Origin of the sequence: Bradyrhizobium sp. BRP56 (genome assembly GCF_020194035.1) — a bacterium.
GTDB lineage: Bacteria > Pseudomonadota > Alphaproteobacteria > Rhizobiales > Xanthobacteraceae > Bradyrhizobium > Bradyrhizobium australafricanum.
In genome coordinates, this window is record NZ_JADYVV010000049.1 from 43,048 (window position 1) to 67,824 (window position 24,777).

Annotated in this window: 21 protein-coding genes; 18 read left to right on the top strand and 3 right to left on the bottom strand. The window is 64.8% G+C overall.

From position 1 onward, the window contains the following. The first annotated feature begins 41 nt into the window (after positions 1-41). From I6F38_RS29200 to I6F38_RS29215, 4 genes are all read left to right on the top strand, one after another. The gene (locus I6F38_RS29200) at positions 42-848 is read left to right on the top strand and encodes an MBL fold metallo-hydrolase (protein ID WP_225162817.1); all 807 of its coding nucleotides are present in this window, start codon (positions 42-44) and stop codon (positions 846-848) included. A gap of 91 nt (positions 849-939) precedes the next feature. Next, positions 940-2,802 carry a molecular chaperone HtpG gene (gene htpG, locus I6F38_RS29205; protein WP_225162818.1) on the top strand — a complete coding sequence of 621 codons (1,863 nt, stop codon included), beginning with the start codon at positions 940-942 and terminating at the stop codon, positions 2,800-2,802. A 261-nt stretch (positions 2,803-3,063) separates the two neighbouring features. Beyond that, a complete protein-coding gene (gene zigA / locus I6F38_RS29210) occupies positions 3,064-4,269 on the top strand; it encodes a zinc metallochaperone GTPase ZigA (RefSeq protein WP_225162819.1) in 1,206 nt (401 codons plus the stop codon). Between the two features lie 171 nt (positions 4,270-4,440). After that, positions 4,441-5,589: a DUF3095 domain-containing protein gene (locus I6F38_RS29215; protein ID WP_225162820.1), complete on the top strand. Its 1,149-nt coding sequence runs from the start codon at positions 4,441-4,443 to the stop codon at positions 5,587-5,589. Positions 5,590-5,834: 245 nt separating this feature from the next. On the opposite strand, the gene I6F38_RS29220 is transcribed toward I6F38_RS29215, so the two are convergent. From I6F38_RS29220 to I6F38_RS29230, 3 genes are all read right to left on the bottom strand, one after another. Then, entirely contained in the window at positions 5,835-6,278 is a 444-nt protein-coding gene (locus I6F38_RS29220) for a DUF2147 domain-containing protein (protein ID WP_225162821.1), read from the bottom strand. A gap of 261 nt (positions 6,279-6,539) precedes the next feature. After that, positions 6,540-7,925, bottom strand: a complete 1,386-nt coding sequence (locus I6F38_RS29225; protein WP_225162822.1) for an MATE family efflux transporter — start codon at positions 7,923-7,925, stop codon at positions 6,540-6,542. 136 nt (positions 7,926-8,061) lie between these two features. Continuing rightward, positions 8,062-8,592 carry a GNAT family N-acetyltransferase gene (locus I6F38_RS29230; RefSeq protein ID WP_092080730.1) on the bottom strand — a complete coding sequence of 177 codons (531 nt, stop codon included), beginning with the start codon at positions 8,590-8,592 and terminating at the stop codon, positions 8,062-8,064. Positions 8,593-8,731: 139 nt separating this feature from the next. Between I6F38_RS29230 and I6F38_RS29235 the strand changes: the two genes are divergently transcribed. From I6F38_RS29235 to I6F38_RS29300, 14 genes are all read left to right on the top strand, one after another. Continuing rightward, entirely contained in the window at positions 8,732-9,331 is a 600-nt protein-coding gene (locus tag I6F38_RS29235) for a superoxide dismutase (protein WP_016846956.1), read from the top strand. A 245-nt stretch (positions 9,332-9,576) separates the two neighbouring features. Further along, complete coding sequence (gene crcB, locus I6F38_RS29240) at positions 9,577-9,963, top strand: fluoride efflux transporter CrcB (protein WP_028338252.1); 387 nt, start codon at positions 9,577-9,579, stop codon at positions 9,961-9,963. 580 nt (positions 9,964-10,543) lie between these two features. After that, positions 10,544-11,257: a protein TolQ gene (tolQ, locus tag I6F38_RS29245; protein WP_016846954.1), complete on the top strand. Its 714-nt coding sequence runs from the start codon at positions 10,544-10,546 to the stop codon at positions 11,255-11,257. A 34-nt stretch (positions 11,258-11,291) separates the two neighbouring features. Next, positions 11,292-11,759 carry a biopolymer transporter ExbD gene (locus I6F38_RS29250; RefSeq protein ID WP_016846953.1) on the top strand — a complete coding sequence of 156 codons (468 nt, stop codon included), beginning with the start codon at positions 11,292-11,294 and terminating at the stop codon, positions 11,757-11,759. A 30-nt stretch (positions 11,760-11,789) separates the two neighbouring features. Further along, positions 11,790-12,722 carry a cell envelope integrity protein TolA gene (locus I6F38_RS29255; RefSeq protein WP_092080736.1) on the top strand — a complete coding sequence of 311 codons (933 nt, stop codon included), beginning with the start codon at positions 11,790-11,792 and terminating at the stop codon, positions 12,720-12,722. Positions 12,723-12,759: 37 nt separating this feature from the next. After that, positions 12,760-14,118 carry a Tol-Pal system beta propeller repeat protein TolB gene (gene tolB, locus I6F38_RS29260; protein ID WP_092080739.1) on the top strand — a complete coding sequence of 453 codons (1,359 nt, stop codon included), beginning with the start codon at positions 12,760-12,762 and terminating at the stop codon, positions 14,116-14,118. 184 nt (positions 14,119-14,302) lie between these two features. After that, the gene (locus tag I6F38_RS29265; protein WP_076828017.1) at positions 14,303-16,627 is read left to right on the top strand and encodes an EAL domain-containing protein; all 2,325 of its coding nucleotides are present in this window, start codon (positions 14,303-14,305) and stop codon (positions 16,625-16,627) included. Between the two features lie 172 nt (positions 16,628-16,799). After that, a complete protein-coding gene (locus I6F38_RS29270) occupies positions 16,800-17,534 on the top strand; it encodes a hypothetical protein (protein WP_057018120.1) in 735 nt (244 codons plus the stop codon). Positions 17,535-17,805: 271 nt separating this feature from the next. Further along, positions 17,806-18,288 (top strand): peptidoglycan-associated lipoprotein Pal, encoded by a 483-nt coding sequence (pal, locus tag I6F38_RS29275; protein WP_016846948.1) that lies wholly within the window; start codon positions 17,806-17,808, stop codon positions 18,286-18,288. 251 nt (positions 18,289-18,539) lie between these two features. Beyond that, positions 18,540-19,580 (top strand): tol-pal system protein YbgF, encoded by a 1,041-nt coding sequence (gene ybgF, locus I6F38_RS29280; RefSeq protein ID WP_225162823.1) that lies wholly within the window; start codon positions 18,540-18,542, stop codon positions 19,578-19,580. Positions 19,581-19,632: 52 nt separating this feature from the next. Then, on the top strand, positions 19,633-20,667 hold the full coding sequence (tilS, locus tag I6F38_RS29285; RefSeq protein ID WP_225162824.1) for a tRNA lysidine(34) synthetase TilS: 1,035 nt from the start codon (positions 19,633-19,635) through the stop codon (positions 20,665-20,667). A 258-nt stretch (positions 20,668-20,925) separates the two neighbouring features. After that, positions 20,926-22,848 carry an ATP-dependent zinc metalloprotease FtsH gene (ftsH, locus tag I6F38_RS29290; RefSeq protein ID WP_057018122.1) on the top strand — a complete coding sequence of 641 codons (1,923 nt, stop codon included), beginning with the start codon at positions 20,926-20,928 and terminating at the stop codon, positions 22,846-22,848. A gap of 39 nt (positions 22,849-22,887) precedes the next feature. Further along, positions 22,888-23,274, top strand: a complete 387-nt coding sequence (locus I6F38_RS29295; protein WP_225162825.1) for a DUF3052 domain-containing protein — start codon at positions 22,888-22,890, stop codon at positions 23,272-23,274. 121 nt (positions 23,275-23,395) lie between these two features. Continuing rightward, a complete protein-coding gene (locus tag I6F38_RS29300; RefSeq protein WP_225162826.1) occupies positions 23,396-24,595 on the top strand; it encodes an ABC transporter substrate-binding protein in 1,200 nt (399 codons plus the stop codon). Positions 24,596-24,777: the final 182 nt, after the last annotated feature.

Here is a 24,777-nt window from a genome sequence, read left to right on the forward strand (position 1 = left end):
TAGATCAGCAGACCAGCTTCATCGCAACGAGGGCGCTGCCCATGCCTCTGTGGACCTGCGAACAATGCGGCGCGCAATTTCCTGAAACCGCGGCGCCACCGCCGGCTTGCCCGATCTGCGAGGACGAGCGGCAATATGTGAACTGGAAAGGGCAGGCGTGGCTGACGCGCGAGGAGCTCGCAGAGCGGCACAGACTGGTCTGGCGCGACGATCTCGGCCTCGTCGGGATCGCGCTCGAGCCGTCTTTTGCGATCGGGCAGCGCGCGCTGCTGGTGCCGGACCGCGGCGGCTGCGTGATGTGGGACTGCGTGCCGCTGGCAACCGCCGAGGCGATCGCGCATGTCAGATCGCTCGGCGGGCTGAAGGCGCTTGCGATCTCGCATCCGCATTATTATGGCGCGGTCGCCGACTGGAGCGCGGCGTTCGACAATGCCCCGGTCTATCTGCACGGTGACGATGCACAATGGGTGACGCGGCCTTATCCGTCGATCGTGCCGTGGCAGGGGGACAGCCATCGCATCTCCGACGACATCCTGCTGGTGCGCGGCGGCGGGCATTTTGCCGGCGCCACCATGCTGCATTGGCGCAAGGGCGCCGACGGGCGCGGCGCGCTCTTGACCGGCGATATCGCGATGGTGGCGATGGACCGCCGCTCGGTCAGCTTCATGTATTCCTACCCGAACTATATCCCGCTCAATGCATCAGCGGTCCGCCGCCTCGCGCGCGCGGTCGAGCCGCTGGCCTATGATCGGATCTACGGCGCCTGGTGGGGCAAGAACATTGCCTCCGACGCCAAAGTGGCGTTCGACCGCTCGGTCCAGCGCTATCTCGCGGCGATCTCGGACTGACGGTTCCGGCCGCTTTTGGCAACCTTGCCACGCGGCGCGATCGCGCTATATCAGGGCTTTCCCGCCCCTTACCGATTGTCCGAGTTTCCGCATGACCACAACTGCCGCTGCCGAATCCCAGCCGTTCCAGGCCGAGGTTGCCGAATTGCTGCACCTGATGGTGCATTCGGTCTATTCCGAGACCGATATCTTCCTGCGCGAGTTGATCTCGAACGCGTCGGACGCATGCGACAAGCTGCGCTACGAGGCGATCGCCAATCCGTCCCTGATCACCGACGGCACGCCGCCGGAGATCAGGATCGTCCCGAACAAGGCGGCCAACACGCTTGCCGTGGTCGATACCGGCATCGGCATGGAGCGCCAGGAGCTGATCGACAATCTCGGCACCATTGCGCGCTCCGGCACCAGATCGTTCCTGTCGAAGCTCACCGAGGCCAAGGACGGCGCCAACCTGATCGGCCAGTTCGGCGTCGGCTTCTATGCCGCCTTCATGGTCGCCGAGAAGATCGTCGTCACCAGCCGCCGCGCCGGCTCGGACGAGGTGTGGGTGTGGACGTCGGAAGGCGGCAGCGGCTTCGAGATCGCGCCGGCGGGCGAAGAGGCCGCCCAGCGTGTCGCGCGCGGCACCGAGATCGTGCTGCATCTGAAGAAGGACGCTGCCAAATATCTCGAGGCCTACGAGATCGAGCGCATCGTCCGCGAATATTCCGACAACATCCAGTTTCCGATCCTGCTGGTGCCGGAAGAGGGCGAGCCGCGCCAGATCAACTCGGCGAGCGCGCTGTGGCAGCGCTCGAAATCCGAGCTCACGCCGGAGGACTACGCGCAGGCCTACAAGCAGATCGCCGGCGCGTTCGACGAGCCGGCGATGACGCTGCATTACCGTGCCGAGGGCCGGCAGTCCTACGCCGTGCTGCTGTTTGCGCCGTCGCAAAAGCCGTTCGACCTGTTCCAGGTCGAGCGCAAGGGCAAGGTCAAGCTCTATGTCCGCCGCGTCTTCATCGCCGACGATGCCGAACTGCTGCCGGCTTACTTGCGCTTCATTCGCGGCGTGATCGACAGTGAGGATCTGCCGCTCAACATCTCGCGCGAGATGCTGCAGAACAATCCGCAGCTCGTGCAGATCCGCAAGGCGGTCACCGGCCGCGTGATCGGTGAATTGGAGACGCTCGGCGAGAAGGAGCCGGAGACCTTTGCAAAGATCTGGGACGCGTTCGGCCCGGTGATCAAGGAAGGCCTGTGGGAGGATTTCGAGCGCCGCGACAAGCTGCTGGCGCTGGCGCGCTTCACCACGACGTCGGGCGAGAACCGCTCGCTGAAGCAGGTTGTCGACGACTTCAAGCCGAACCAGACCGAGATCTATTATCTGGTCGGCGACAGCGTCGAGCGGCTGAAGTCGAATCCGAAGCTGGAATCGGCGCGCGCCCGCGGCATCGAGGTGCTGCTCCTGACCGATCCGGTCGATGCGTTCTGGACCTCGGCGCCGCTCGATTTCGGCGGCAAGCCGCTGAAGTCGCTGAGCCAGGGCGATGTCGATTTCGGCCTGATCCCGCTTGCCGACGACAAGGACGACAAGAAGGACGAACCCGCGGCCGACGCGGCGACCACGATCGCCGTGATCAAGGACGCGCTCGGCGAGCGCGTCTCCGACGTCCGAGCTTCGCAGCGGCTGACCGCGAGCGCGTCGTGCCTCGTTGCCGGCGGCGATGCGCGCGACCGCGCGCTGGAGCGGCTGCTCGCCCAGCAGAACCGCGGCGCGATCACAAAGCCGGTGCTCGAGATCAACCTGCGCCACCCGCTGGTCGCGGCGCTCGCGACCGATACCGCGCAGGCGAAGGACCTGTCGCTGCTGCTGTTCGAGCAGGCGCAGATCCTTGACGGCGAGATGCCCGACGACCCCGCCGCGTTCGCTGGCCGCATGAACCAGCTCGTGCTGCGCGGATTGGGGAAGTAGAGCGCGAACTCTGAACCCGTCATCCTGAGCCCGTAGCCCGGATGGAGCGAAGCGCAATCCGGGACAGGTGCATCCGTGGATAGCGCGGCCCCGGATTTCGCTGCGCTCCATCCGGGCTACGCATTCCTAAAACTGGCAGGCTGACTGCGCCGCCTAGGCGCTTGACAGGCCGCGCCTCATTGATGTTATGTTATAACATAACATCAAGCGAATGCCCGATGTCCCGCCGCCGCCGATCCCTCCAGCAACTGTTTGATCTCGATGCAAAAACCCCCCGTCACCATCTTGTCCGGCTTCCTCGGGGCTGGAAAGACCACTTTGCTGAACCACGTCCTGAACAACCGCCGCGGCCTGAAGGTTGCGGTGATTGTGAACGACATGAGCGAGGTGAACATCGACGCCGACCTCGTGCGCGATGGCGGTGCGAAGCTGTCCCGGACTGACGAGAAACTGGTCGAGATGAGCAATGGCTGCATCTGCTGCACCCTGCGCGACGATCTGCTGAAGGAGGTGCGCGCGCTCGCCGAGAGCGGCCGCTTCGATTATCTCCTGATCGAATCGACCGGCATTTCCGAGCCGCTGCCGGTCGCCGCGACCTTCGAGTTTCGCGGTGAAGACGGCCAGAGTCTCTCCGACATCGCGCGGCTCGACACCATGGTCACGGTGGTCGACGCCGCCAATCTCCTGAAAGACTACGCCTCGACCGATTTCCTCAGCCAGCGCGGCGAAGCGCTCGACGGCGACAAGCGCACGCTGGTCGACCTGCTGGTCGAGCAGATCGAGTTCGCCGACGTCGTGGTGCTGAACAAGATCGACGCCGCGACGCAGGCCGCGCGCGAGGCCGCCCGCACCATCGTGCGCGCGCTCAATCCCGAGGCCGACATCGTCGAGGCGAATTTCGCAAAAGTCCCGTTCGACCGCGTGCTCGACACCGGCCGCTTCGCCTATGAGCGCGCGCAGCAGCATCCGCTCTGGCACAAGGAGCTCTACGGCTCTGCCGGGCATGTGCCGGAGACCGAGGAATACGGCATCACGAGCTTCGTCTACCGCGCGCGGCGCCCGTTCGATCCGCTGCGCTTCCACGGATTTCTGCGCGAGAGCTGGCAAGGGGTGATCCGCGCCAAGGGCCATTTCTGGATCGCAACGCGGCCTGACTGGTGCGGCGAGCTGAGCCAGGCCGGCGCGATCGTCCGCACCGAAGGGCTCGGTTCGTGGTGGGCCGCGATCCCGCGCGAGCGCTGGCCGGATCATCCGGACTGGCGGCTGATGATGCAGCGGAGCTGGAACGATCTCTACGGCGATCGCCGGCAGGAACTGGTCTTCATCGGCTCCGGCATGAACGAGGACGACATCCGCCGCAGGCTCGATGCCTGCCTCGTCACCGGCAGACCGGGCATGGACCCGCAGGCCTGGGCCGGGCTGCGCGATCCGTTTCCGCCGTGGAGCAGGGCAGGCGAGGCGGCGTGAGACAGTCACCGTAGCCCGGATGGAGCGGAGCGCAATCCGGGGTCTCCCGCCGCTTGAGAGGTTCCCGGATTTCGCTGCGCTCCATCCGGGCTACGCTTCTAAAACCGGTCCCAACCCGCGCCGTATCTGCTAGAGAATCCCGCATCAGGGCGGAAACGGCGCGGCGTTGCGATGGCTGGCGGCAGCGATATCTTCTACGGCGGCATTCCGGTGTTTCGCGGCTTCGCGCGGCTGATGGACCCCGCGCTGTATGCGCCGTTGCCGGATGACTGGACGGTCGGCGTCGCCGATATCGTGGAATCGACCAAGGCGATCGCGGCGCAGCGCTACAAGGCGGTCAACATGGCCGGCGCCGCGGTGGTCGCCGCCGTCACCAATGCGCTGGAGGGCCGCGAATTCCCCTTCGTGTTCGGCGGCGACGGTGCGAGTTTTGCGGTCGCGCCCGCAGATCTCGACAAGGCGCGCGAGGCGCTTGCGGCGACCGCGCGCTGGGTGCACGACGACCTCGATCTGGTGCTGCGGGTGGCGCTGGTGCCGATGGCGGCGATCCGTGCCGCGCGCGCCGATGTCCGCGTCGCGCGCTTCGGGCCGTCGGCCAATCTCTCCTATGCGATGTTCTCCGGCGGCGGTCTTGCTTACGCCGATGCTGCGATGAAGCGCGGCGCGTTCGCGGTCGATCCGGCGCCTCAGGGCACGCAGCCCGATTTGTCCGGCCTGTCCTGCCGCTTCGAGGTGATGCCGTCCGCGCGCGGCGTCATCCTCGCGGTGCTGGTGCTGCCGGCGAAGAACGCCGATCCCGCGTCCTTCCGCAAGGTGATCGAGGATATCGTCGTCCGCGTCGAGAAGAGTCCCGATGCCGGCCGGCCGGTGCCCGCCAGCGGCCCGCCGCTGCACTGGCCGCCGCAGGGAATGGAGTACGAGGCGCGCGCACGGCGCGGCGGCCCGCTCGCGCTGCGGCGCGCCGTGGTGCTCACATTCACGCTGTGGGCCTATACGCTGATGCGGTTCAACATCCCGGTCGGCAAGTTCGCGCCGAAACGTTATCTGCAGCAGGTCGTCGAGAATTCAGACTTTCGCAAGTTCGACGACGGCCTGCGCATGATCCTGGATTGCACGCCGGAGCTCGCTTCCGACATCGAGCAGCGCCTCGCCGCCGCAGCCGCGCAGGGCATCGTGCGTTATGGCCTGCACGAGCAGGATGCCGCGATGATGACCTGTTTCACTCCGTCGGTGATGCGCGCCGACCACGTCCACTTCATTGACGGCGCCCGCGGCGGCTACGCCTCGGCCGCGACGGTGCTGAAGGCGCGCGCGGTGTAGCAATTTTTCTAACCTCTCCCCGCTCTTTTGCGGGGAGAGGTCGGAAGCCACGCCTCGCGTGGCTTCCGGGTGAGGGCAGGGCAATGCGTGGCCGCAAGGAGATATTCATCCGACTCGCGAGATCGACGGTGAGCTGACTACAATTCAGATATGGCTACGCGGATAGAGCCCCTCACCCCAACCCTCTCCCCGCAAGAGCGGGGCGAGGGAGCACGGTCCCGTCGCGGTTGCCGCTCGGCTCAGAATTACCGCCCCACCCGCGTCCAGGTCTCGCCGCCGCACAGCGCGCCGACGCAGCCTTCGACGCGCAGCGTGCTCTCGCCGGTCACCGAGATGCTGCTCGCATAGGTGCCGCCGTCGTCGGCGTTGTAGATCTGGCCCGACCATTTGCCCGCGGCGACCGGATGCATGCCGGAAAACAGCGGCAGCCCGACGATCGGCCGGCTGGACAGCGACGGATTCGGATTCTTGTTGTCGATCTGGGGCTTGCCGGTCATCGGATCGATCGGGTCGCGCAGGCTCACCACCACGCCGCAGATGCCGCCGCCGCATTTGCTGATCTTGACGCGGGCATCGCCGGCCTGGGTCTGCCAGACGCCGACCGGCTCAGGCGCGCCTTGCGCATGCGCGACGGGCACGGCAAGCACCGTCGCAATGATTGCGATCATGAATTCGAATCTGCAGGCCATGGCTCATTCCCCTAGAGCATGATGCGGAAAAGTGCGAAGCGGTTTTCTGAAAAGATCATGATCAAACAAAGAGCTAAAGCGCGATGACGATTCGACCCAATCTCATCGCGCTTTAGAGGTCGGCCTGCATAACAAGTCGAAGAATTTCTGCAATGTCATATTCGCGCGATCAGGTGAGCGCGGTCCCGAAAAAAATCTGGTGCCTGTTTCCGGAGCAGTCATGCTCAGGCAACGCTCCGGTGCGAGGGCGCTGTGTCGTATTTATCCCCAGCGGGTCAGCCGGATCGAAATGATGCTGGCAAGGCCGAATGCCACCATTGCACCGCCGACCAGCGCAAACAGCGTCCACGCCGGGGCGCTCACGGTAGCGAGCCACCAGCCGCCGATGCCGACCAGCAGCAGGCGGATGGTGCCGGCCAGCACCGGTCCGCCGACCTTGGCCGCGCCCTGCGAGGAGAAATAGAGACAGACGCCGACGCCGAAGAAGCCGAAGCCCGGGCCGGCCAGCGCGAAATAGGACGAAGCCGCGGCGGTCACGCCGGGATCGGTGGTGAACAGCGCAATCCACAGCGTCGGCTTGAGCGCGACCACAAGTCCGACGAAGCCAACGACAAGTCCGGCGACGGTGCCGGCGGTCCACGCCACCTTGCGGGCGCGCGTCACGAATCCCGCGCCGATCGCCATGCCGACCATCGGCACCGAGGCGACGCCGACCGCGAACGCGATCGGGATCAGCAAAAACTCCAACCGCGAGCCCATGCCGTAACCGGCCAGCGTCTCGGTGCCGAAGCTGGCCAGGATCTTGGTGAAGATCAGGATGGTCAGCACGCTCTGCAGCGGCGACAGGCAGGAGATCGCGCCGACCTTGAGGATGTCGAGGAACATCGCGCGCTGGAAGCTGAAGGCGGCGAAGTCGAGCTTCAACCGGCTGCGGCCAGAGGCGAGATACCAGGCGAGGAAGATCGCACCACACGTGAAGGCCGTGAGCTGTCCGGCGGCGACGCCGCGCATGCCGAGACCGGGCATGCCGAACAACCCGAGACCAAGCACGCCGCCGACCGCGATCTGGATCATCGAGACCGTGATCAGAGTCATCGAGGGAATCCGCATGTCACCGGTGCCGCGCACCACGGAGGCGAGCGTGTTGACCAGCCAGATCGAGATCGCGCCGGAGAACAGCACCTGCGAGTAATGCATCGACTGCTCGAGCACGCCGCCATGTCCGCCGAGCAGCGCATAGAAGTTGCGGCCGAAGCCCAGCATCATCACGGTGAAGAACAGTCCGGCGCATCCGCCGATGATAGCCGCATGCAGCGCCAGATCGGCGGCGCGGTCGCGGTCGCCGGCGCCGAGCGCGCGGCTGATCGCCGACGAGACGCCGCCGCCCATCGCGCCGGCCGACATCATCTGCGTCAGCATCGCGAACGGAAACACCAGCGCAATGCCGGCCAGCGGCTCGGTGCCGAGCCGGCCGATGTAAGAGGTCTCGGCCACCGCGACCAGCGTCGAGCCGAACATGGCGATGGTGTTCGGGATCGCGAGGCGAAGCAGCGTCGGCAGGATCGGCGCGGTCAGCAGGTCATTGACCGGCGTGGCGGGCGCGGCCGTGGCCGGCTGCACGTCGTCGATCGAGGCATCAATGGTCATGCGTCACGGCTCACTTCGCAAGCGGGAGAGGGGCGCACTGCAATCCAACGCCAGTGAACCGGGCTCGCAATCAATAAATGATGATCGACATGTTACGAGGTTGCACCGTCCATCGCCACCGCCGCCGATGCAGGGGTCACCACGGCAGGCCGCATAGGTCGATCTTGCCCTGGCGCGGCGCGCGGACGATGTCGTTGACGAACGGCGCCATCGCTTCGAAGCGGATCTGCCCGGAAGGCTGCTCGCAATAAACTTCGCCGCTGAAGGGATGCCAGCCGCGCGCCTGGTAGAACGCAAAATTGTGCGGCTCGCAGAATAAGATTGCAAATTTCACCGCGTCGTTGGCACGAATGGTGTGCACGGCGGCATCTAACGCCAGCGACGCATAGCCGCGCCGCCGGCAGTCCGCGCGGGTCGAGACTCCGCCGATGCCGCCGACATGCACCTTGTGGCCATTCCAGGTGACGGTCCGGAAATAGATACCGACATGGCAGGCGAGCCCGCTGTCGTCGGGCGCATCGAGCAGTACGCGCAAATCCGCATGGGCCCATTTGATATCGGCCCAGGCTGGTTTCTCGACCGCATCCGGGCTCCAGACCGCCTGGAGCAGCGGCTCGGCGCGCTTCCACGATGCATCTCCGTTGAGAATGTCGATTTCGATGCTCATCGTCTGGGTCCTTGGTCTTGGTTCGGGCTGTGCCGATCTGTCATGGGCGATCCGAAAATGCGGTGTTTCTCCGCCATGGAACCTTCTATAAGGGGGACCCGTTAAGTGTAGTCTCCCACCCTCTGTTGGACATTACCCCATGACCTTCACGCTACCCGATCTGCCCTACGCCCACGACGCCCTTGCTCCCTACATGTCCAAGGAAACGCTGGAGTTTCACCACGACAAGCATCACCAAGCCTACGTCACCAACGGCAACAACGCGATCAAGGGGACCGAATTCGAAGGCAAGTCCCTCGAGGAGATCGTGAAGGGTTCGTTCGGCAAGAACGCGGCCGTCTTCAACAATGCCGGTCAGCACTACAACCACATCCATTTCTGGAAGTGGATGAAGCCGAACGGCGGCGGCAGCAAGCTGCCCGGCCGGCTCGAGAAGAAAATCAACGAGGACCTCGGCGGCTTCGACAAGTTCAAGGCCGACTTCGCCGCTGCCGGCGCCGGTCAGTTCGGCTCCGGCTGGGCCTGGCTGCAGGTCAAGGGCGGCAAGCTCGAAGTCGCCAAGACTCCGAACGGCGAGAACCCGCTGGTCCACGGCGCGGTGCCGATCCTCGGCGTCGACGTCTGGGAGCACTCCTACTACATCGACTACCGCAACCGTCGTCCGGACTATCTGAAGGCGTTCGTCGAAAACCTCGTCAACTGGGACTATGTCGACGAGCTGTTCGGCAAGGCCGGCTAAGCGCGGCTTCGACCGTCGCATATTTCTTCACCCTCCCCTGAAAGGGGAGGGTCGTTTCGCATGCAGCGAAGCGAAATGCGAAACGGGGAGGGGTCATCTCTCAGCACGAGCAGTCTCTCAATGGAGAGACTGTGACCCCGCCCCGCCGCTCATTTCATTCGCGTCGACCCTCCCCTTTCAGGGTTGGGTGATTTGAGTGTGCGGCAAGATGCGCCCTCACTCGACACACACCAGCGGGGGCATTGGTGGGTAACGCGGCAAGCTATCTCCTCGTCTTCTTCGGCGGCGGTCTCGGTGCGACGTTGCGCCAGCTGATCAACGTCACCTGCGCGCGCTGCATCGGCACCGCGTTTCCCTACGGCACCTTCATCATCAACATCACGGGCTCGACCGTGATGGGCCTGATCGCCGGCTATCTCGCCTTCAAGGGCGACGCCTCGCAGCCCTGGCGGCTATTTTTGATGACCGGCATCCTCGGCGGCTACACCACCTTCTCCGCCTTCTCGCTCGACACAGCGCTGCTCTATGAGCGCGGCGAGCTCGGCCTTGCGGTGTTGTATGTCGCGGGCTCGGTGGCGCTCTCGATCGCCGGCCTGTTCGCCGGCCTCGCGATCGTGCGGCACTTGACGTGAGATATGCTCGGCACCGCCGTCTCTGGAATACTGGATCACCCGCATGCGCATGCGCGGGTGATGACACCGCGTGGTGTGGCAACTTGAATCGAGAACAATCCTTCCCGTCGTCCCGGCGAAGGCCGGGACCCATTACCCCAAGTCTCAAACGTTGCGCGCGCTGGGACCGCGATCCCGTTCATGATTGAGTGCGGTGGTTATGGGTCCCGGCCCCCCGTGCGCAATTGCGCACAGGCCGGGACGACGTGGGGAGGGGTCTCATCACCTTCCATCCCGCGGAAACTGTTCATCTCCGGAACCCGCCAACCTCCCTCGCCGGCGGCATTTCCCGCCTCCAAATTTCCCTTTGGTAACCTCGCCTTAACCATGATTAGCGTTTGGTTAGGGTCGGAATGACGCGTGAAAAGCCCTCGTTTTGACATGTTGGCAGGGGAAGCAGGGCCCGGCTTTGGACGGGCCCCCCATGCGACAGATGTAAGAGGCTCTCGCGCAGTTTTGCCGCGCCGGGCGCGCGGCCGTGGAAGGGGTGCCGATTGGCGGCCCGCCGAATTGGGACACTTGCGTTGAGAGGATATTGCCGATGAATCCCGCCGACGTGGCTCAGTCAACTCTGCCACTGGCATCGAGCGACGTGTCGCTGATCGCGCTGTTCTGGCAGGCCCATTGGGTCGTCAAATGCGTGATGTTGGGACTTCTGTCCTGCTCGGTGTGGGTCTGGGCGATCGCAATCGACAAGATCCTGCTCTACGCCCGCACCAAACGGGCCATGGACAAGTTCGAGCAGGCTTTCTGGTCCGGCCAGTCGATCGAGGAACTCTACCGGGCCCTCTCTGCGAAGCCGACCCAGTCGATGGCGGCCTGTTTCGTCGCGGCGATGCGGGAGTGGAAGCGCTCCTTCGAAAGCCAGTCGCGGTCCTTTGCCGGCCTGCAGGCGCGGATCGAGAAGGTCATGAACGTCTCGATCGCCCGGGAGGTGGAGCGGCTGGAACGCCGGCTGCTGGTGCTCGCCACCGTGGGCTCGGCCGGTCCCTTTGTCGGCCTGTTCGGCACCGTTTGGGGCATCATGTCGAGCTTCCAGTCGATCGCGGCCTCCAAAAACACCTCTTTGGCGGTGGTGGCGCCCGGTATCGCGGAAGCGCTGTTTGCCACCGCGATCGGCCTGATTGCCGCAATTCCGGCGACTATTTTCTACAATAAGTTCACTTCGGAGGTGAACCGGCAGGCCGCGCGCCTGGAGGGGTTCGCCGACGAGTTCTCCGCCATCCTGTCCCGTCAGATCGACGAGCGGGGTTGAGTTAGATGATGGTCACTTTTGCGGGTGTGCGATCATGGCGATGAGCATGGCAGGGTCCGGCGGTGGCAGACGCCGCCGCGGCGGGCGCAAGCCGGTCATGGCCGAGATCAACGTCACGCCGATGGTCGACGTGATGCTGGTGCTGCTGATCATCTTCATGGTGGCGGCGCCGCTGATGACGTCGAACATCGACATCGACCTGCCGGTGGCGAGCGGCGGCAAGTCGATCTCGTCGAACCAGCCGCCGCTGACACTGTCGGTCAAGCGCACCGGCGGCGGCTGCAACTCGAATGTCGAGCTCTATCTGGGTGACGCGCCGGTCACGGCCGCCGATTTTCCGGCCAAGATCAAGGCGATCGGTGACGCCCGGTCGGATGCCGAAAAAGTGGTCTATCTGCGTGGCGACAAGGACGTCTGTTACACGGATATGATGAAACTGCTCGGGGAGGTCCGGGCCGCGGGATTCAAGGCGAATATCGTCATCATCCCGGAAGGCGGATAACCACCATGCCAAGGCACGGGGAAGCCTGATTTGAAGGTCAAGGTCGACAAGACTCTGGCGGCATCGATTGTCCTGCACGTCCTCGTGATCGGGTGGGGCCTCGTGTCGTGGTCGACCAAGGCGTACGTGATGCCCGAAGAGGAATCGGTTGCCGTCGACGTGATCTCGCCCGACCAGCTCTCGCATGTCATGGCCGGTCAGAAGGACGGCAAGAAGGAAAATCCCAAGCCGCTGGTCGACAAGGTCGCTGAAGCCAAGCCGGTCGACGACACCGTCGGCAAGGTCGAGGAGAAAAAGCCCCCTGTCGTGACCGACACCGCGCCGCAGCCGGCGCCGAAGGTGGAGAAGCCGGAAGACAAGAAGCCGGATCCGCCGAAGAAGGTCGAGAACAAGCCGAAGGAAGAGCCGAAGCCGGTCGAGAAGAAACCCGATCCGGTGAAACCCGACCCGATCGCGGAAGCGATCAAGAAGGAAGAGAAGAAGCCGCCGCCGAAGCCGGTGCAGCAGGCCGCCAAGCCGCCGCCGGAGCAGAAGCCGAAGGATCGCGTGTTCGACCAGAGCAAGATCGCAGCCCTGCTCGACAAGCGTGACCCGACGCGCGCCGCGGCGACCGGCGATACGCTCAATGCCAATGCGGCGCTCGGCACCGCGAAGGGCAAGGCTGCTGACAATTCCGCGACCTGGGGCGCGATGTTCCGGCAGCAGGTCGAGCGCTGCTGGAAGAAGCCTTACGGTGGAATAGAGGCACAGATGGCAGAAGCCGTGTTCTCCATCCATTTGAAGCGCGACGGCACGCTGGAAGGCATGCCGGTCGTGGTAGGAAACGCGAAGACGCCTTATCTTCGGGTGTATCAGGAGAGTGGCCTGCGCGCGATCATCGAGTGCCAGCCCTATCGATTGCCTCCTGCATTCTTTGAGGAGTGGCAGTTCTTCGAGCCGGCCTTCACCGAGAGGCAGAGCTGAAATTGCACGCTACCGTTTACGAGCATGAGTTCGAACGATGATTGACAAGACCCGCTTGCCTCACACGCTATTCCGTCCGAGCCGCCGGCAGATCCTGGCCGGAATGGCGTCCGCCGGCGCGATGCTGGGTGGCCTCACCGGCCCCGCATCCGCCCAGAAGCGGATCACCATCACCGAGGGCGAGTTCGCGCCGGTGCCGATCGCGATCCCGAACTTCGCCGCCGGCACGCCTGGCGATGCTGAAGTCGGCGTCGGCGTCACGCAGGTGATCACCAACAACCTGAAGCGCAGCGGCTTGTTCGCGCCGATCGATCAGGCCGCCTATCTCGAGAAGCAGATCAACATCGACGCGGCGCCGAACTTCAACAACTGGAAGAGCATCAACGCGCAGGCGCTGGTGACCGGCCGCATGACGCGCCAGGGCAACGGGCGAGTGAAGGCGGAATTCCGGCTCTGGGACGTCAACACCGGCCAGCAGCTCGCCGGTCAGCAGTACGATACCTCGGCCGAATACTGGCGGCGCATCGCGCACATCATCTCCGATCAGATCTACGAGCGGATGACCGGCGAGAAGGGTTATTTCGATACCCGCGTCGTGTTCGTCGACGAGAGCGGCTCGGCGGATCGCCGCGTCAAGCGTCTCGCGCTGATGGACCAGGACGGCGCCAATGTGCGCTACCTGACCCGCGGTTCGGATCTCGTGCTGACGCCGCGCTTCTCGCCGTCGACCCAGGAAATCACCTATATGGAGTTCGGGCAGGGCGACCCGCGCGTCTATCTGCTCAACATCGAGACCGGCCAGCGCGAGATCGTCGGCAACTTCCCGGGCATGTCGTTCTCGCCGCGCTTCTCGCCCGACGGCCAGCGCGTCATCATGAGCCTGCAGCAGGGCGGCAACTCCAACCTGTTCGTGATGGATCTGCGCTCGAAGTCGATGACGCGGCTGACCGACACGCCGGCGATCGACACCTCGCCGTCCTATGCGCCCGACGGCACGCGGCTCTGCTTCGAATCCGATCGCGGCGGCAAGCCGCAGATCTACGTGATGCCGGCAACCGGCGGCGGCGCACAGCGCATCTCGTTCGGCGACGGCACCTATTCGACGCCGGTGTGGTCGCCGCGCGGCGACTATATCGCCTTCACCAAGCAGGGCGGCGGGCAGTTCGCGATCGGCATCATGAAACCCGACGGCTCGGGCGAGCGCATCCTGACCTCGGGTTTCCACAATGAAGGCCCGACGTTTGCGCCGAACGGACGCGTCGTGATGTTCTTCCGCGATCCCGGCGGCAACAGCGGCCCGTCGCTGTTCACCATCGACGTCTCCGGCCGCAACGAGCTGCGGGTGCCGACCCCGGGCTTTGCCTCCGACCCGGCCTGGTCACCGCTGTTGTCGTGAGCTGGGTGCAGACTGCTCCTGGGAACCTCGGCGGCGGTCAGCACTTCTCACCTAGCGCACTGAATTTCATGGTGAATTCCGGTCGTCGCCTGGGCGCGGCAAGGACTTGCTAACGATGTTCGCTCAGAAAGACTTCACCTGCGATCAGTAAGAGTGCGAGCTGAAAAGGACGCGCGCTCTCACAATGCAGTTTGCAAGTCAGACGGGTGAACCGGACCGGTCGATGTCGCCGACGATTTCGGCGGCACTGGTCGATTCCCTGTTCATGAACCCAGCGCCCATGATTTTCGGCGCCTTCGGTCCCGCCATTGCGGGCGCCGTGATTGCGGCTGTCACGAGCAATCTGTTGTGCTGGCTGTGCGTGCCGCTGTTCATCGTGGTGGGGCTGGCGCGCGCGCTGCAGATGTACCGCTACCAGCAGCGCAATTCCCGGCTCACCGTCGAAGAGTCCGTGACCTGGGAGAAGCGTTACCGGATCGGCACCATCGCCTACGGCATCTCGCTCGGCATCTGGGGCGTCACCGTGCTGCTGACGACCAATGATGCCGCCGCGCACATGCTGTGCGTGACCACGGTGGTCGCCTACACCTCGGCGGGGGTAGGGCGGACCTTCGGCCGGCCGCAGATCTTCCACCTGCATCTGTTGATGTCGATCGGTCCCTTGATCCTGGCGCTGATGTATGTCGGCGGCCCCTATCACATCGCCCTTGCGCTGCTCAGCCTGGTGTTCTTCAGCGCCATCCGGCACCTGACCTCCAGCCTGCAACGCATCTACGTCAACGCCTGGATCGCCAAGGAGCGCGAGGCCGCGCTGGCGGGCCAGTTCGATACCGCGCTGAACAACATGCCGCACGGCCTCTGCATGTTCAGCGCCGACGGCCGCGTTGCGGTGATGAACCACCGCTTCATCGAGATGATGCAGCTGTCGGACGATTTCGTGCAGCGCGGCGCCAGCGCCACCGACATCTGCAACGCCTGCGTCCTGTCCGGCTCGATCTCGGCCGCGGCCGCACAGCAGATCCTCTACGAGATCGAGAGCTCGCAGCGCGGCGATATCGTCACCAGCGACCCCGACCCAACCAAGAACCGCTCGCTCGACTGGACCTTCCAGCCGATGGCCGGCGGCGGCACTGTGGTGCTGGTCGAGGACATCACCGAGCGCAAGGACGCCGAGGCCCGGATCAGCCACCTCGCGCGCTACGACGAGCTGACCGCGCTGCCCAACCGCGTCAATTTCCGCGACGAAATCGGCCGGCTGCTCGCCATGCAGCACGGCGACCATCGCTCCGCATTACTGTTCGTCGACCTCGACCAGTTCAAGCAGGTCAACGATACGCTCGGCCATCCCTGCGGCGACCAGCTGCTCTGCGCGGTCGCCGAGCGGCTGCGCGAGATGCTGCGGCCGGAGGATTTCGTGGCGCGGTTCGGCGGCGACGAGTTCGTGGTGTTCCAGCAGAACATCCACTCGCACGAGGACGCTGCAGCACTGGCGCGGCGCATCGTCGACCGCCTCAGCGAGCGCTACAAGATCGACAACCACCTGGTCGAGATCGGAGCCAGCGTCGGCATCGCGATGACCGCGCCCGGCGTCGGCGCCGACACATTGCTGAAGAACGCCGACATGGCGCTCTACCGCGCCAAGGCCGACGGCCGCGGTACCTTCTGCTTCTTCCGCGACGAGATGGCGCAGACCGTCGAGGCCCGTCGCATCCTCGAGCTCGACCTGCGCAAGGCGCTCGCCAACGAGGAATTCGAGCTGTTCTACCAGCCGCTGATCAACCTGAAGTCCGGCAAGGTGAGCACCTGCGAGGCCCTGTTGCGCTGGAACCATCCGGCGCGCGGCACGGTCTCTCCGGTCGACATCATTCCGGTTGCCGAGGACATGGGCCTGATCGTCGATCTCGGCCGCTGGATCCTTCGCAAGGCCTGCATGGAATGCATGAAGTGGCCCGAGGCGGTCAGCGTCGCGGTCAACTTCTCGCCGCAGCAGTTCCACCAGCGCGACGTGCTGAGCGAGGTTCGCTACGCGCTCGAGGTCTCCGGCCTGCCGGCGCACCGGCTCGAGATCGAGATCACCGAATCCTCGCTGCTGCACAACACCGAGCTGACCCACGACCTGCTGTCCCAGTTGCGCTCGCTCGGCGTGCGGATCTCGCTGGACGATTTCGGCACCGGATACTCGTCGCTCAGCTACCTGCACAATTTCCCGCTGCAGAAGGTCAAGATCGACCGGTCCTTCCTCGAAGGCATCGACAGCGACCGTCCGCTGACCCTGCTGCGCGGGGTGGCGCGGCTGTCGGCGGATCTCGGCATGTCGGTCGTGGTCGAGGGCATCGAGACCAATGAGCAGCTCGAACTGATCAGCGCCGATGGCGCGGTGACCGAAGCACAGGGATACCTGTTCAGCCGGCCGGTTCCCTCCGTCCGCATCCGCCAGCTGCTCAATGCCTCGCACGGCCGGCGGACCGACGAGCAACTGCACGTGGTTCCCTCGCGCTCGATCGCTTGACCCGGCGCAATACCCTCAATCGATAGTTGTGAGAGCCTTCGGCTGCACCATTCGTAGCGTACCCTCGCGGCGAGAGGTTAACTGTATTGCCTCGATTGCTTTGACGGAAATTAAGAAGCTGTTAATCTTTTGGCCGCGCGTTGAAGTTGTTGCGTTGTTCAGGGAGTACCAAATGAGGTCCGCGGCCGAAGCCATCAAGCCCGCGACAGGAAGGCTTGCGGACCCTCTGGATCAAGTCGATTACCGCCTCGCTCAGACCCCGGAACAGAAAGACGAGATCTACCGGCTTCGCTATCGCGCCTATCTGCGCGAAGGCGCGATCCGGCCCTCGGCGGACGAGCGGGTCGTCGATCAGTTCGATGATGCGCCGAATGCCTGGGTGTTTGGTGTCTATCTGCAGGGCGAACTCTGCAGCTCGATCCGCATCACCGTGGTGACGCCGGAATGGCGCACCTCACCGACGCTCGAGGTGTTCGGCGACGTGCTGCTGCCGAAGCTTGATCAGGGTCTGGTCTTCATCGACTCGACGCGCTTCGTCGCGGATCCCGAAAAGGCCCGGAACGTCCCGGAACTGCCCTATGTCACCGTGCGCCTCGGCTCGACCGCGGGCGTGCACTTCAACGCCGATTACGGCCTGGCGCCGGTCCGGCCCGAGCACATGGCGTTCTACCGGCGTGTGTTCCTGCACGAGACCTGGTCGGAGCCGCGGCTCTATCCCGGGCTGGTGAAGCCGGTCGGCTTGATGGCGTCGCATTTGCCGACGGTGCGGGAACGCGTGCTGGCCCGCTATCCCTTCCTGCGCTCCAGCGCCTTCGAGCGGCGCATGCTGTTCGACCGCGAAGGCCAGTTGCAGCCCGACGGCTTCGTGCAGCCGTTCGAGCGCGCTTCGATCGTGCCGAATCCCTGAGGGAAGCGGCATTCTCATCGATTCAGTGTCGATCGACTGTTGCGCGCAGGCCAAATTGTCCTGCAAAAGCGGCCGGTTCCCGCGAACCTTGCCTTCCCTTCACCATCGCGCCACATTTGCCACCCATTAACCATCGGGCGCGCTTTTCGCCATTGCCTGGCATTTGATGGGGTTCAGCAAGGTCTCGTCAAGGTTGACGGAACGTTCGCTTAACCATCGCCCTGTAGACCGATTGGGTAGTACGAAGAGCGCGAGCGTGGAGGCTCCGGGAATGAATTATCTCCAGGGTATGAAGCTGGTTGCGGTTCTGGCGGTGGCGCTGTCGATGGGCGCCTGCGCCAACAAGAACCCGTTGGACGCCAATGGCGCGATTGGGGGCGCCGCGACCCCGGGCAGCCAGCAGGATTTCGTGGTCAATGTCGGCGACCGCGTGTTCTTTGAGAGCGATCAGACCGATCTCAGCCCGCAGGCGACGGCGACCCTCGACAAGCAGGCGCAGTGGCTGCAGACCTATAACCGTTACTCCTTCACCATCGAAGGTCATGCCGACGAGCGCGGCACCCGCGAATACAACATCGCGCTCGGTGCCCGCCGTGCCCAGTCGGTCCGCGCTTACCTTGCCTCGCGCGGCATCGATCCGAGCCGGATGCGCACCATTTCCTACGGCAAGGAGCGTCCGGTCGCGGTCTGTAACGACATCTCCTGCTGGTCGCAGAATCGTCGCGCCGTCACCGTGCTGAACGCCAGCTCCTGACGCGAACCTGAATGAGTGTTTTCAATCCGGCGCCTTCGGGCGCCGGTTTTGTTTTGGCCGCGTGGAAGGCCCGGCCCGCCGTCATCAAGATGAACGAAGCTGCGCGCAATTGGCCGCTTGCTTGTTCCAGCGTCCGTACTAAACCGGTATCCCGCGACGCTGTCCCGGATTTGAAGTGCCAGTCACAATTCCGGCGTACTCCGTCTTTCAATGTCGCTCGCTTTTCACGTCGATCTCGTCGTCAGGGCAAAATGTCATCCAGGATTCATTTTCTTACCTCCGCCGCGGCGATCGCGGCGTTGCTCGCCGTTTCCGCGCCAGTGTTTGCCCAATCCGACGATTCCGATGCTGAAATGCGGATCGAGCGACTCGAGAACCAGCTGCGGCAGCTGACCGGCCAGAACGAGGAACTGCAATACCGTAACCGCCAGCTCGAGGAGCGGCTGCGGCAGCTTGGCGGGCAACCGCCCGGCCCAGCTGGACAGGCTCCGGCGGGCCAACCCGTTGCGGCGGCGCCACCGGCGCAGCAACCGCAGGCCTACCCGCAAGCGCAGCCGGGCTACGGCCAGCCCCAGCAAGGCTACGGCCAGCCGCAGCAAGGATATGGCCGGCCGCCGCAGGGTGGCTATGACCAGCAGCAGCAGATCGCGGCGCCTGCGCCGATCGCGCAGGAGCCGGCGCCGGCGGCTTCCGGCCGCCGCGGCCGCGGCGATGCCTTCGATCCGAACCAGAACCCGAATGCCCCAGGGGCGCCGCGCGCACTTGGCGGCGGCGGGATGCCGATGCCCAGTGAGGCGGCGGTTGGTGCGCCCGGCGGCCGTGGCGCAGGCGAGCCGCTCAATCTCGGCAACACCAGCCCGCAGCGTGCGCCCGGCGCGAGCGCAGCCCTGACCACGCTGCCGCCGTCGGCGACGTCGAAGGACGAGTTCGACCTCGGCATCGGCTATATGCAGCGCAAGGACTATGCGCTCGCCGAAGAGACGATGAAGAACTTCGGCCAGAAGTATCCGAACGATCCCCTGGTGGCGGACTCGCAATACTGGCTCGGCGAAAGCTATTTCCAGCGCCAGCAATATCGCGACGCTGCGGAGACCTTCCTCGGCGTGACCACCAAGTTCGACAAATCCGCGAAGGCGCCCGACGCCCTGCTGCGGCTCGGCCAGTCGCTGGCTGCGCTGAAGGAAAAGGAAGCGGCCTGCGCAGCGTTCGGCGAGATCACGCGGAAGTACCCGCGCGCGTCCGGCGGGGTCAAGGCTGCGGTTGACCGCGAGCAGAAGCGCGTGAAGTGCTAAACCAGATGCGGGAAGGCCGCTTCCGGCCTCTCCGCCAGCAGCTGGTTTTGCGATGCCCGACGATCAATCCGCCATCCCGGCAAGGGACGCCAAGCGCCTGTTCGCAGGCCTTGCGGGCGCGCCGGCGCTCCTGCTTGCGGTGTCCGGCGGTCCCGATTCAGTCGCGCTGATGTGGCTCGCCGCGCGCTGGCGCCGCGCGCTCGCGCAGGGACCGCGGCTGGTGGCGGTCACGGTCGATCACGGCCTGCGTCCTGAAGCGGCTCGCGAGGCGCGCGACGTCAAGCGGCTGGCGCGAAGTCTCGAGCTGCCGCATCACACGTTGCGTTGGACTGGACCAAAGCCTGGAACCGGCGTGCCGGCAGCGGCGCGCGCGGCCCGCTATCGACTGCTCGCGCAGGCCGCACGCAAGCATGGCGCCACGCATATTTTGACCGCGCACACCCGTGACGATCAGGCCGAGACGCTGTTGATGCGGATGCTGCGCGGCAGCGGCGTTGCGGGCCTCTCGGCAATGGCGCGCGAGACCGAGCGCGATGGCGTCTTGCTGACACGGCCGCTGCTCGACATCTCCAAGGCCCAGCTGATCGCGACGCTGCAGAAGGCGCGCATCGGCTTTGCCGACGATCCGACCAACCGCGACCGATCCTTCACGCGTCCGCGGCTGCGCGCGCTGATGCCGATGCTCGCGGCGGAGGGCGGCGACGCGCGGAACCTGGCGCGGCTTGCCGCGCGGATCGCGCGCGCCAACGCCGCGCTGGAGGTGCTGGTCGACGGCGCCGAGCACTATCTTGCGTTGAAGAGCGAGGATAATTCCGGCACGGGCTTCGATGCTGCACTGTTCGCAGTAATGCCCGAGGAAATCCGCGTCCGTCTGCTCAAGCGCGCCATCGACCGCGTCGGACATGAGGGCCCGGCCGAGCTCGGCAAGGTCGAAACCCTGCTCGCCGCGATGGACGAGGCCTTGGATGGGACTTTGGGAAAACGCGAATCCAGGCTGAAACAGACCCTTGCCGGAGCGGTCATCAGCATCGCCGCCGGCCGGATCAGGATCGGGCCGGCGCCACCCCGCCGGGGGCGCTCTCGCTGAGCCGGGTTCGATTGTTTCAATCGCTGTCATAATCGGGCAAAGAGGCTTAACCACCCCGGAAAAACACCGGATTCAGCGCCATTTTTTGACCGGGAATCGCGCTAGGATGCGGTAAATAGTCGTGCGTGGTTCCCTTGGCATCTACCCCAGCGGCACCTAAATTGTATGCCATCGACGGGATGGATTCCCTGGGGATTCCCACAGAGCCTGCCCAAGGATAGAGAGAGGCCGCGATCCGCGCGACCACGAAGGAAGACCATGAACGCCAATCTGCGGAATTTCGCCCTCTGGGTCATCATTGTCCTGCTGTTGCTGGCGTTGTTCACGCTTTTCCAGAATCCTGGCCAGCGCTCGTCGTCCTCGGACATCTCGTTCTCGCAGCTTCTCACTGAGGTCGATCAGGGCCATGTCCGCGACGTCGTGATCCAGGGGCCGGAGATTCACGGCACCTTCAACAACGGCACGAGCTTCCAGACCTACGCGCCGAGCGATCCGACGCTCGTGAAGCGCCTCTTTGACGCCAAGGTGCAGATCACCGCGAAGGCGCCCGGCGACAACGTGCCGTGGTTCGTCTCGCTGCTCGTCTCCTGGTTGCCGTTCATCGCGCTGATCGGCGTGTGGATATTCCTGTCGCGGCAGATGCAGGGCGGCGCCGGCAAGGCGATGGGCTTTGGCAAGTCGCGCGCCAAGATGCTGACCGAGGCGCATGGCCGCGTCACATTCGAGGACGTCGCGGGTGTCGACGAGGCCAAGCAGGACCTGCAGGAGATCGTCGAATTCCTCCGCGACCCCGGCAAATTCCAGCGGCTCGGCGGACGGATTCCGCGCGGCGTGCTGCTGGTCGGCCCTCCCGGCACCGGCAAGACGCTGATCGCGCGCGCGGTCGCGGGCGAAGCCAACGTGCCGTTCTTCACCATCTCCGGTTCTGACTTCGTCGAGATGTTCGTCGGCGTCGGCGCGAGCCGCGTCCGCGACATGTTCGAGCAGGCCAAGAAGAACGCGCCCTGCATTATCTTCATCGACGAAATCGACGCGGTCGGCCGTCATCGCGGCGCCGGCCTCGGCGGCGGCAACGATGAGCGCGAGCAGACGCTGAACCAGCTGCTGGTCGAGATGGACGGCTTCGAGGCCAATGAGGGCGTGATCCTGATCGCGGCGACCAACCGTCCCGACGTGCTCGATCCCGCGCTGCTGCGTCCCGGCCGCTTCGACCGCCAGGTCGTGGTGCCGAACCCGGACGTCGTCGGCCGCGAGCAGATCCTCAAGGTTCACGTTCGCAAGGTGCCGCTGGCGCCGGATATCAACCTCAAGACCATCGCGCGCGGCACCCCGGGCTTCTCGGGCGCCGACCTGATGAACCTCGTCAACGAGGCTGCGCTGACCGCCGCCCGCCGCAACAAGCGGATGGTGACGCAGGCCGAGTTCGAAGAGGCCAAGGACAAGGTGATGATGGGCGCCGAGCGCAAGTCGCTCGTGATGACCGAGGAAGAGAAGCTGCTGACGGCCTATCACGAGGGCGGCCACGCCATCGTCGGCCTCAACGTCGTCGCGACCGATCCGATCCACAAGGCGACCATCATTCCGCGCGGCCGTGCGCTGGGCATGGTGATGCAGCTGCCCGAGCGCGACAAGCTGTCGATGTCACTCGAGCAGATGACCTCGCGCCTCGCCATCATGATGGGTGGCCGCGTCGCCGAAGAGTTGATCTTCGGCCGCGAGAAGGTGACCTCGGGCGCCGCCTCCGACATCGAGCAGGCGACCCGCCTTGCCCGCATGATGGTGACGCGCTGGGGCCTCTCGGAAGAGCTCGGCACCGTCTCCTACGGCGAGAACCAGGACGAGGTGTTCCTCGGCATGTCGGTCTCGCGCACGCAGAACGCATCGGAGGCGACCGTCCAGAAAATCGACTCCGAGATCAGGCGTCTGGTCGAGGAAGGCTACAACGAGGCGACCAAGATCCTCACCGAGAAGCGCGAGGATCTCGAGGCGCTCGCCAAGGGCCTGCTCGAGTTCGAGACGCTGACCGGCGACGAGATCATCGACCTCTTGAAGGGCAAGAAGCCCAACCGGGAGTCGGTGCTGGAGCCGTCGACGCCGCGCGCCTCCGCCGTGCCGCCGGCCGGCAAGCCGCGCCCGCGTCCCGATCCGGACACCGGCATGGAGCCGCAGCCGCAGGCGTAAGCCTCGCCCGCGATGGCCGGCACGTCCGGCAAACCAGTCGTGCAAAAGCTCGGCCTCAAGCCGGGCTTTTGTATTTTTGTCGACGGGTTGTCCGTTCCCTACGGCGACGTTGTCGGCAAACTGCCCGCCGATGTGCTGGTGACGAAGACCGCACGGGCACCGCTCGATGCCGTGCACCTGTTCGCCGCCAAGGCCGAGGGGTTTGCGGCCAAGCTGCGGCGTTATCGTCAGGCGATCGCCCCTGACGGCATGATCTGGGTGTCGTGGCCGAAGAAGAGTTCGGGCGTCGCGACTGATCTTACGGAGAAGGAGGTCCGCGCGACCGGGCTCGCGAACGGCCTGGTCGACGTCAAGGTCTGTGCGGTCGATGACGTCTGGTCGGGACTGAAATTCGTGATCCCCGCCAAGGACCGCGGCAAGCGCTGAGATCGCGCCTTTCGAATATCCGTGGCCTCCGCTGCAACACCGTGGCATCCTCGCGCCAAGCCGTCAAACGGCACGGCCGCGTTGTCTGAAGGCGCGGCAAGAAAAAGGGGAGGGGAGGCCGATGCGCAAGGCATTCGGCGCGCTTGGCGCCATTTCGTTCCTGCTGCTGCCCACGTCTTCCATCGCCGCCGAGATGCGCGGCGTCACATCAACCGAAATCAGGATCGGCCAGACCATGCCCTATAGCGGGCCGGTGTCGGCGTTCGGCGCGCTCGGCAAGGGCGAAGCCGGCTATTTCAGGATGCTGAACGATCGCGGCGGCATCAATGGCCGCAAGATCAACTTCATCTCGCTGGACGATTCCTACGCGCCGCCGAAGACGGTGGAGCAGACGCGCCGCCTCGTCGAGAGCGACGAGGTCGCGCTGATCTTCTCCTCGATCGGCACCGCGCACAACACCGCGATCGCAAAGTACCTGCAGGGCAAGAACATCCCGCAGCTGTTCCTGGCCTCCGGCGCCTCGAAATTCGGCGACGTCACGCAATTCCCGCAGGCGACGATGGGCGTGCAGGCGCCGTTCCGCCACGAGGCACGGCTCTATGCGCGCTATGCGCTGGCGAAGAATCCGAATGCAAGGTTCGCCGTCATCTCGCAGAACGACGACTACGGCCGCGACTATCTCGCCGGCCTCAAGGACGTGCTCGGCGAGAAGTATGATGCCGTCGTCACCGTTGCGACCTATGAGATCACGGACCCGACGATCGACTCCCAGATCGTCAAGCTGAAGGCCACCAATGCCGACGTCTTCGTGATCGCGGCGACGCCGAAATTCGCGGCGCAGTCGATCCGCAAGGCCTTTGAGATCGGCTGGCGGCCGATGACGTTCCTGTCCAACACAGCGGTGTGGATCTCGACCGTGATGCAGCCTGCCGGCCTCGAGGCCGGCACCGGCATCATCTCCACGGCCTATGTGAAGGATCCGGACGACCCGGCATGGAGCGACGATCCCGGCATGAAGGGCTGGCGCGAGTTCATGACCAGATACGTGCCGGAAGGCGACCAGCACGACACCAACTACGTCAACGCCTACAACAGCGCGATGGCGCTGGAGGCGGTGCTCAAGGCCTGCGGCGACGATCTCTCGACCGAGAACATCCTGCGTCAGGCATTCGCGATCAAGGGCCTGGAATTGCCGATGCTGCTGCCGGGCATCAAGGTCAACACCTCGCCGGCCGACCACGTGCCGGTCGATCAGATGCAACTGATGCGCTTCAACGGCAAGACCTGGGACCGCTTCGGCGAACTGCAGACGGGGAATTGAGGGTGGGGCTGATCGCGCTTGAACTGTGAGCGCCGGGATCAAACCCGTCATCCTGAGAGCCTGACTGAAAAATGGGTGAGTGATCTCAGTGGGGTGTGATTCCATCGGATTTGCAAAGATTCGAGGGAGAGCACGATGCCCTGGACCAAGATCACTCGGGAGCAATATCGGCGGGACGATCT

Bases quoted from the DNA above. Each gene is read 5' to 3' on its own strand.
- I6F38_RS29200 (WP_225162817.1), top strand. From the start codon at position 42: ATGCCTCTGTGGACCTGCGAACAATGCGGCGCGCAATTTCCTGAAACC.
- htpG (WP_225162818.1), top strand. From the start codon at position 940: ATGACCACAACTGCCGCTGCCGAATCCCAGCCGTTCCAGGCCGAGGTT.
- zigA (WP_225162819.1), top strand. From the start codon at position 3,064: ATGCAAAAACCCCCCGTCACCATCTTGTCCGGCTTCCTCGGGGCTGGA.
- I6F38_RS29215 (WP_225162820.1), top strand. From the start codon at position 4,441: ATGGCTGGCGGCAGCGATATCTTCTACGGCGGCATTCCGGTGTTTCGC.
- I6F38_RS29220 (WP_225162821.1), bottom strand. From the start codon at position 6,278: ATGGCCTGCAGATTCGAATTCATGATCGCAATCATTGCGACGGTGCTT.
- I6F38_RS29225 (WP_225162822.1), bottom strand. From the start codon at position 7,925: ATGACCATTGATGCCTCGATCGACGACGTGCAGCCGGCCACGGCCGCG.
- I6F38_RS29230 (WP_092080730.1), bottom strand. From the start codon at position 8,592: ATGAGCATCGAAATCGACATTCTCAACGGAGATGCATCGTGGAAGCGC.
- I6F38_RS29235 (WP_016846956.1), top strand. From the start codon at position 8,732: ATGACCTTCACGCTACCCGATCTGCCCTACGCCCACGACGCCCTTGCT.
- tolQ (WP_016846954.1), top strand. From the start codon at position 10,544: ATGAATCCCGCCGACGTGGCTCAGTCAACTCTGCCACTGGCATCGAGC.
- I6F38_RS29250 (WP_016846953.1), top strand. From the start codon at position 11,292: ATGGCGATGAGCATGGCAGGGTCCGGCGGTGGCAGACGCCGCCGCGGC.
- tolB (WP_092080739.1), top strand. From the start codon at position 12,760: ATGATTGACAAGACCCGCTTGCCTCACACGCTATTCCGTCCGAGCCGC.
- I6F38_RS29265 (WP_076828017.1), top strand. From the start codon at position 14,303: ATGCAGTTTGCAAGTCAGACGGGTGAACCGGACCGGTCGATGTCGCCG.
- I6F38_RS29270 (WP_057018120.1), top strand. From the start codon at position 16,800: ATGAGGTCCGCGGCCGAAGCCATCAAGCCCGCGACAGGAAGGCTTGCG.
- pal (WP_016846948.1), top strand. From the start codon at position 17,806: ATGAATTATCTCCAGGGTATGAAGCTGGTTGCGGTTCTGGCGGTGGCG.
- ybgF (WP_225162823.1), top strand. From the start codon at position 18,540: ATGTCATCCAGGATTCATTTTCTTACCTCCGCCGCGGCGATCGCGGCG.
- tilS (WP_225162824.1), top strand. From the start codon at position 19,633: ATGCCCGACGATCAATCCGCCATCCCGGCAAGGGACGCCAAGCGCCTG.
- ftsH (WP_057018122.1), top strand. From the start codon at position 20,926: ATGAACGCCAATCTGCGGAATTTCGCCCTCTGGGTCATCATTGTCCTG.
- I6F38_RS29300 (WP_225162826.1), top strand. From the start codon at position 23,396: ATGCGCAAGGCATTCGGCGCGCTTGGCGCCATTTCGTTCCTGCTGCTG.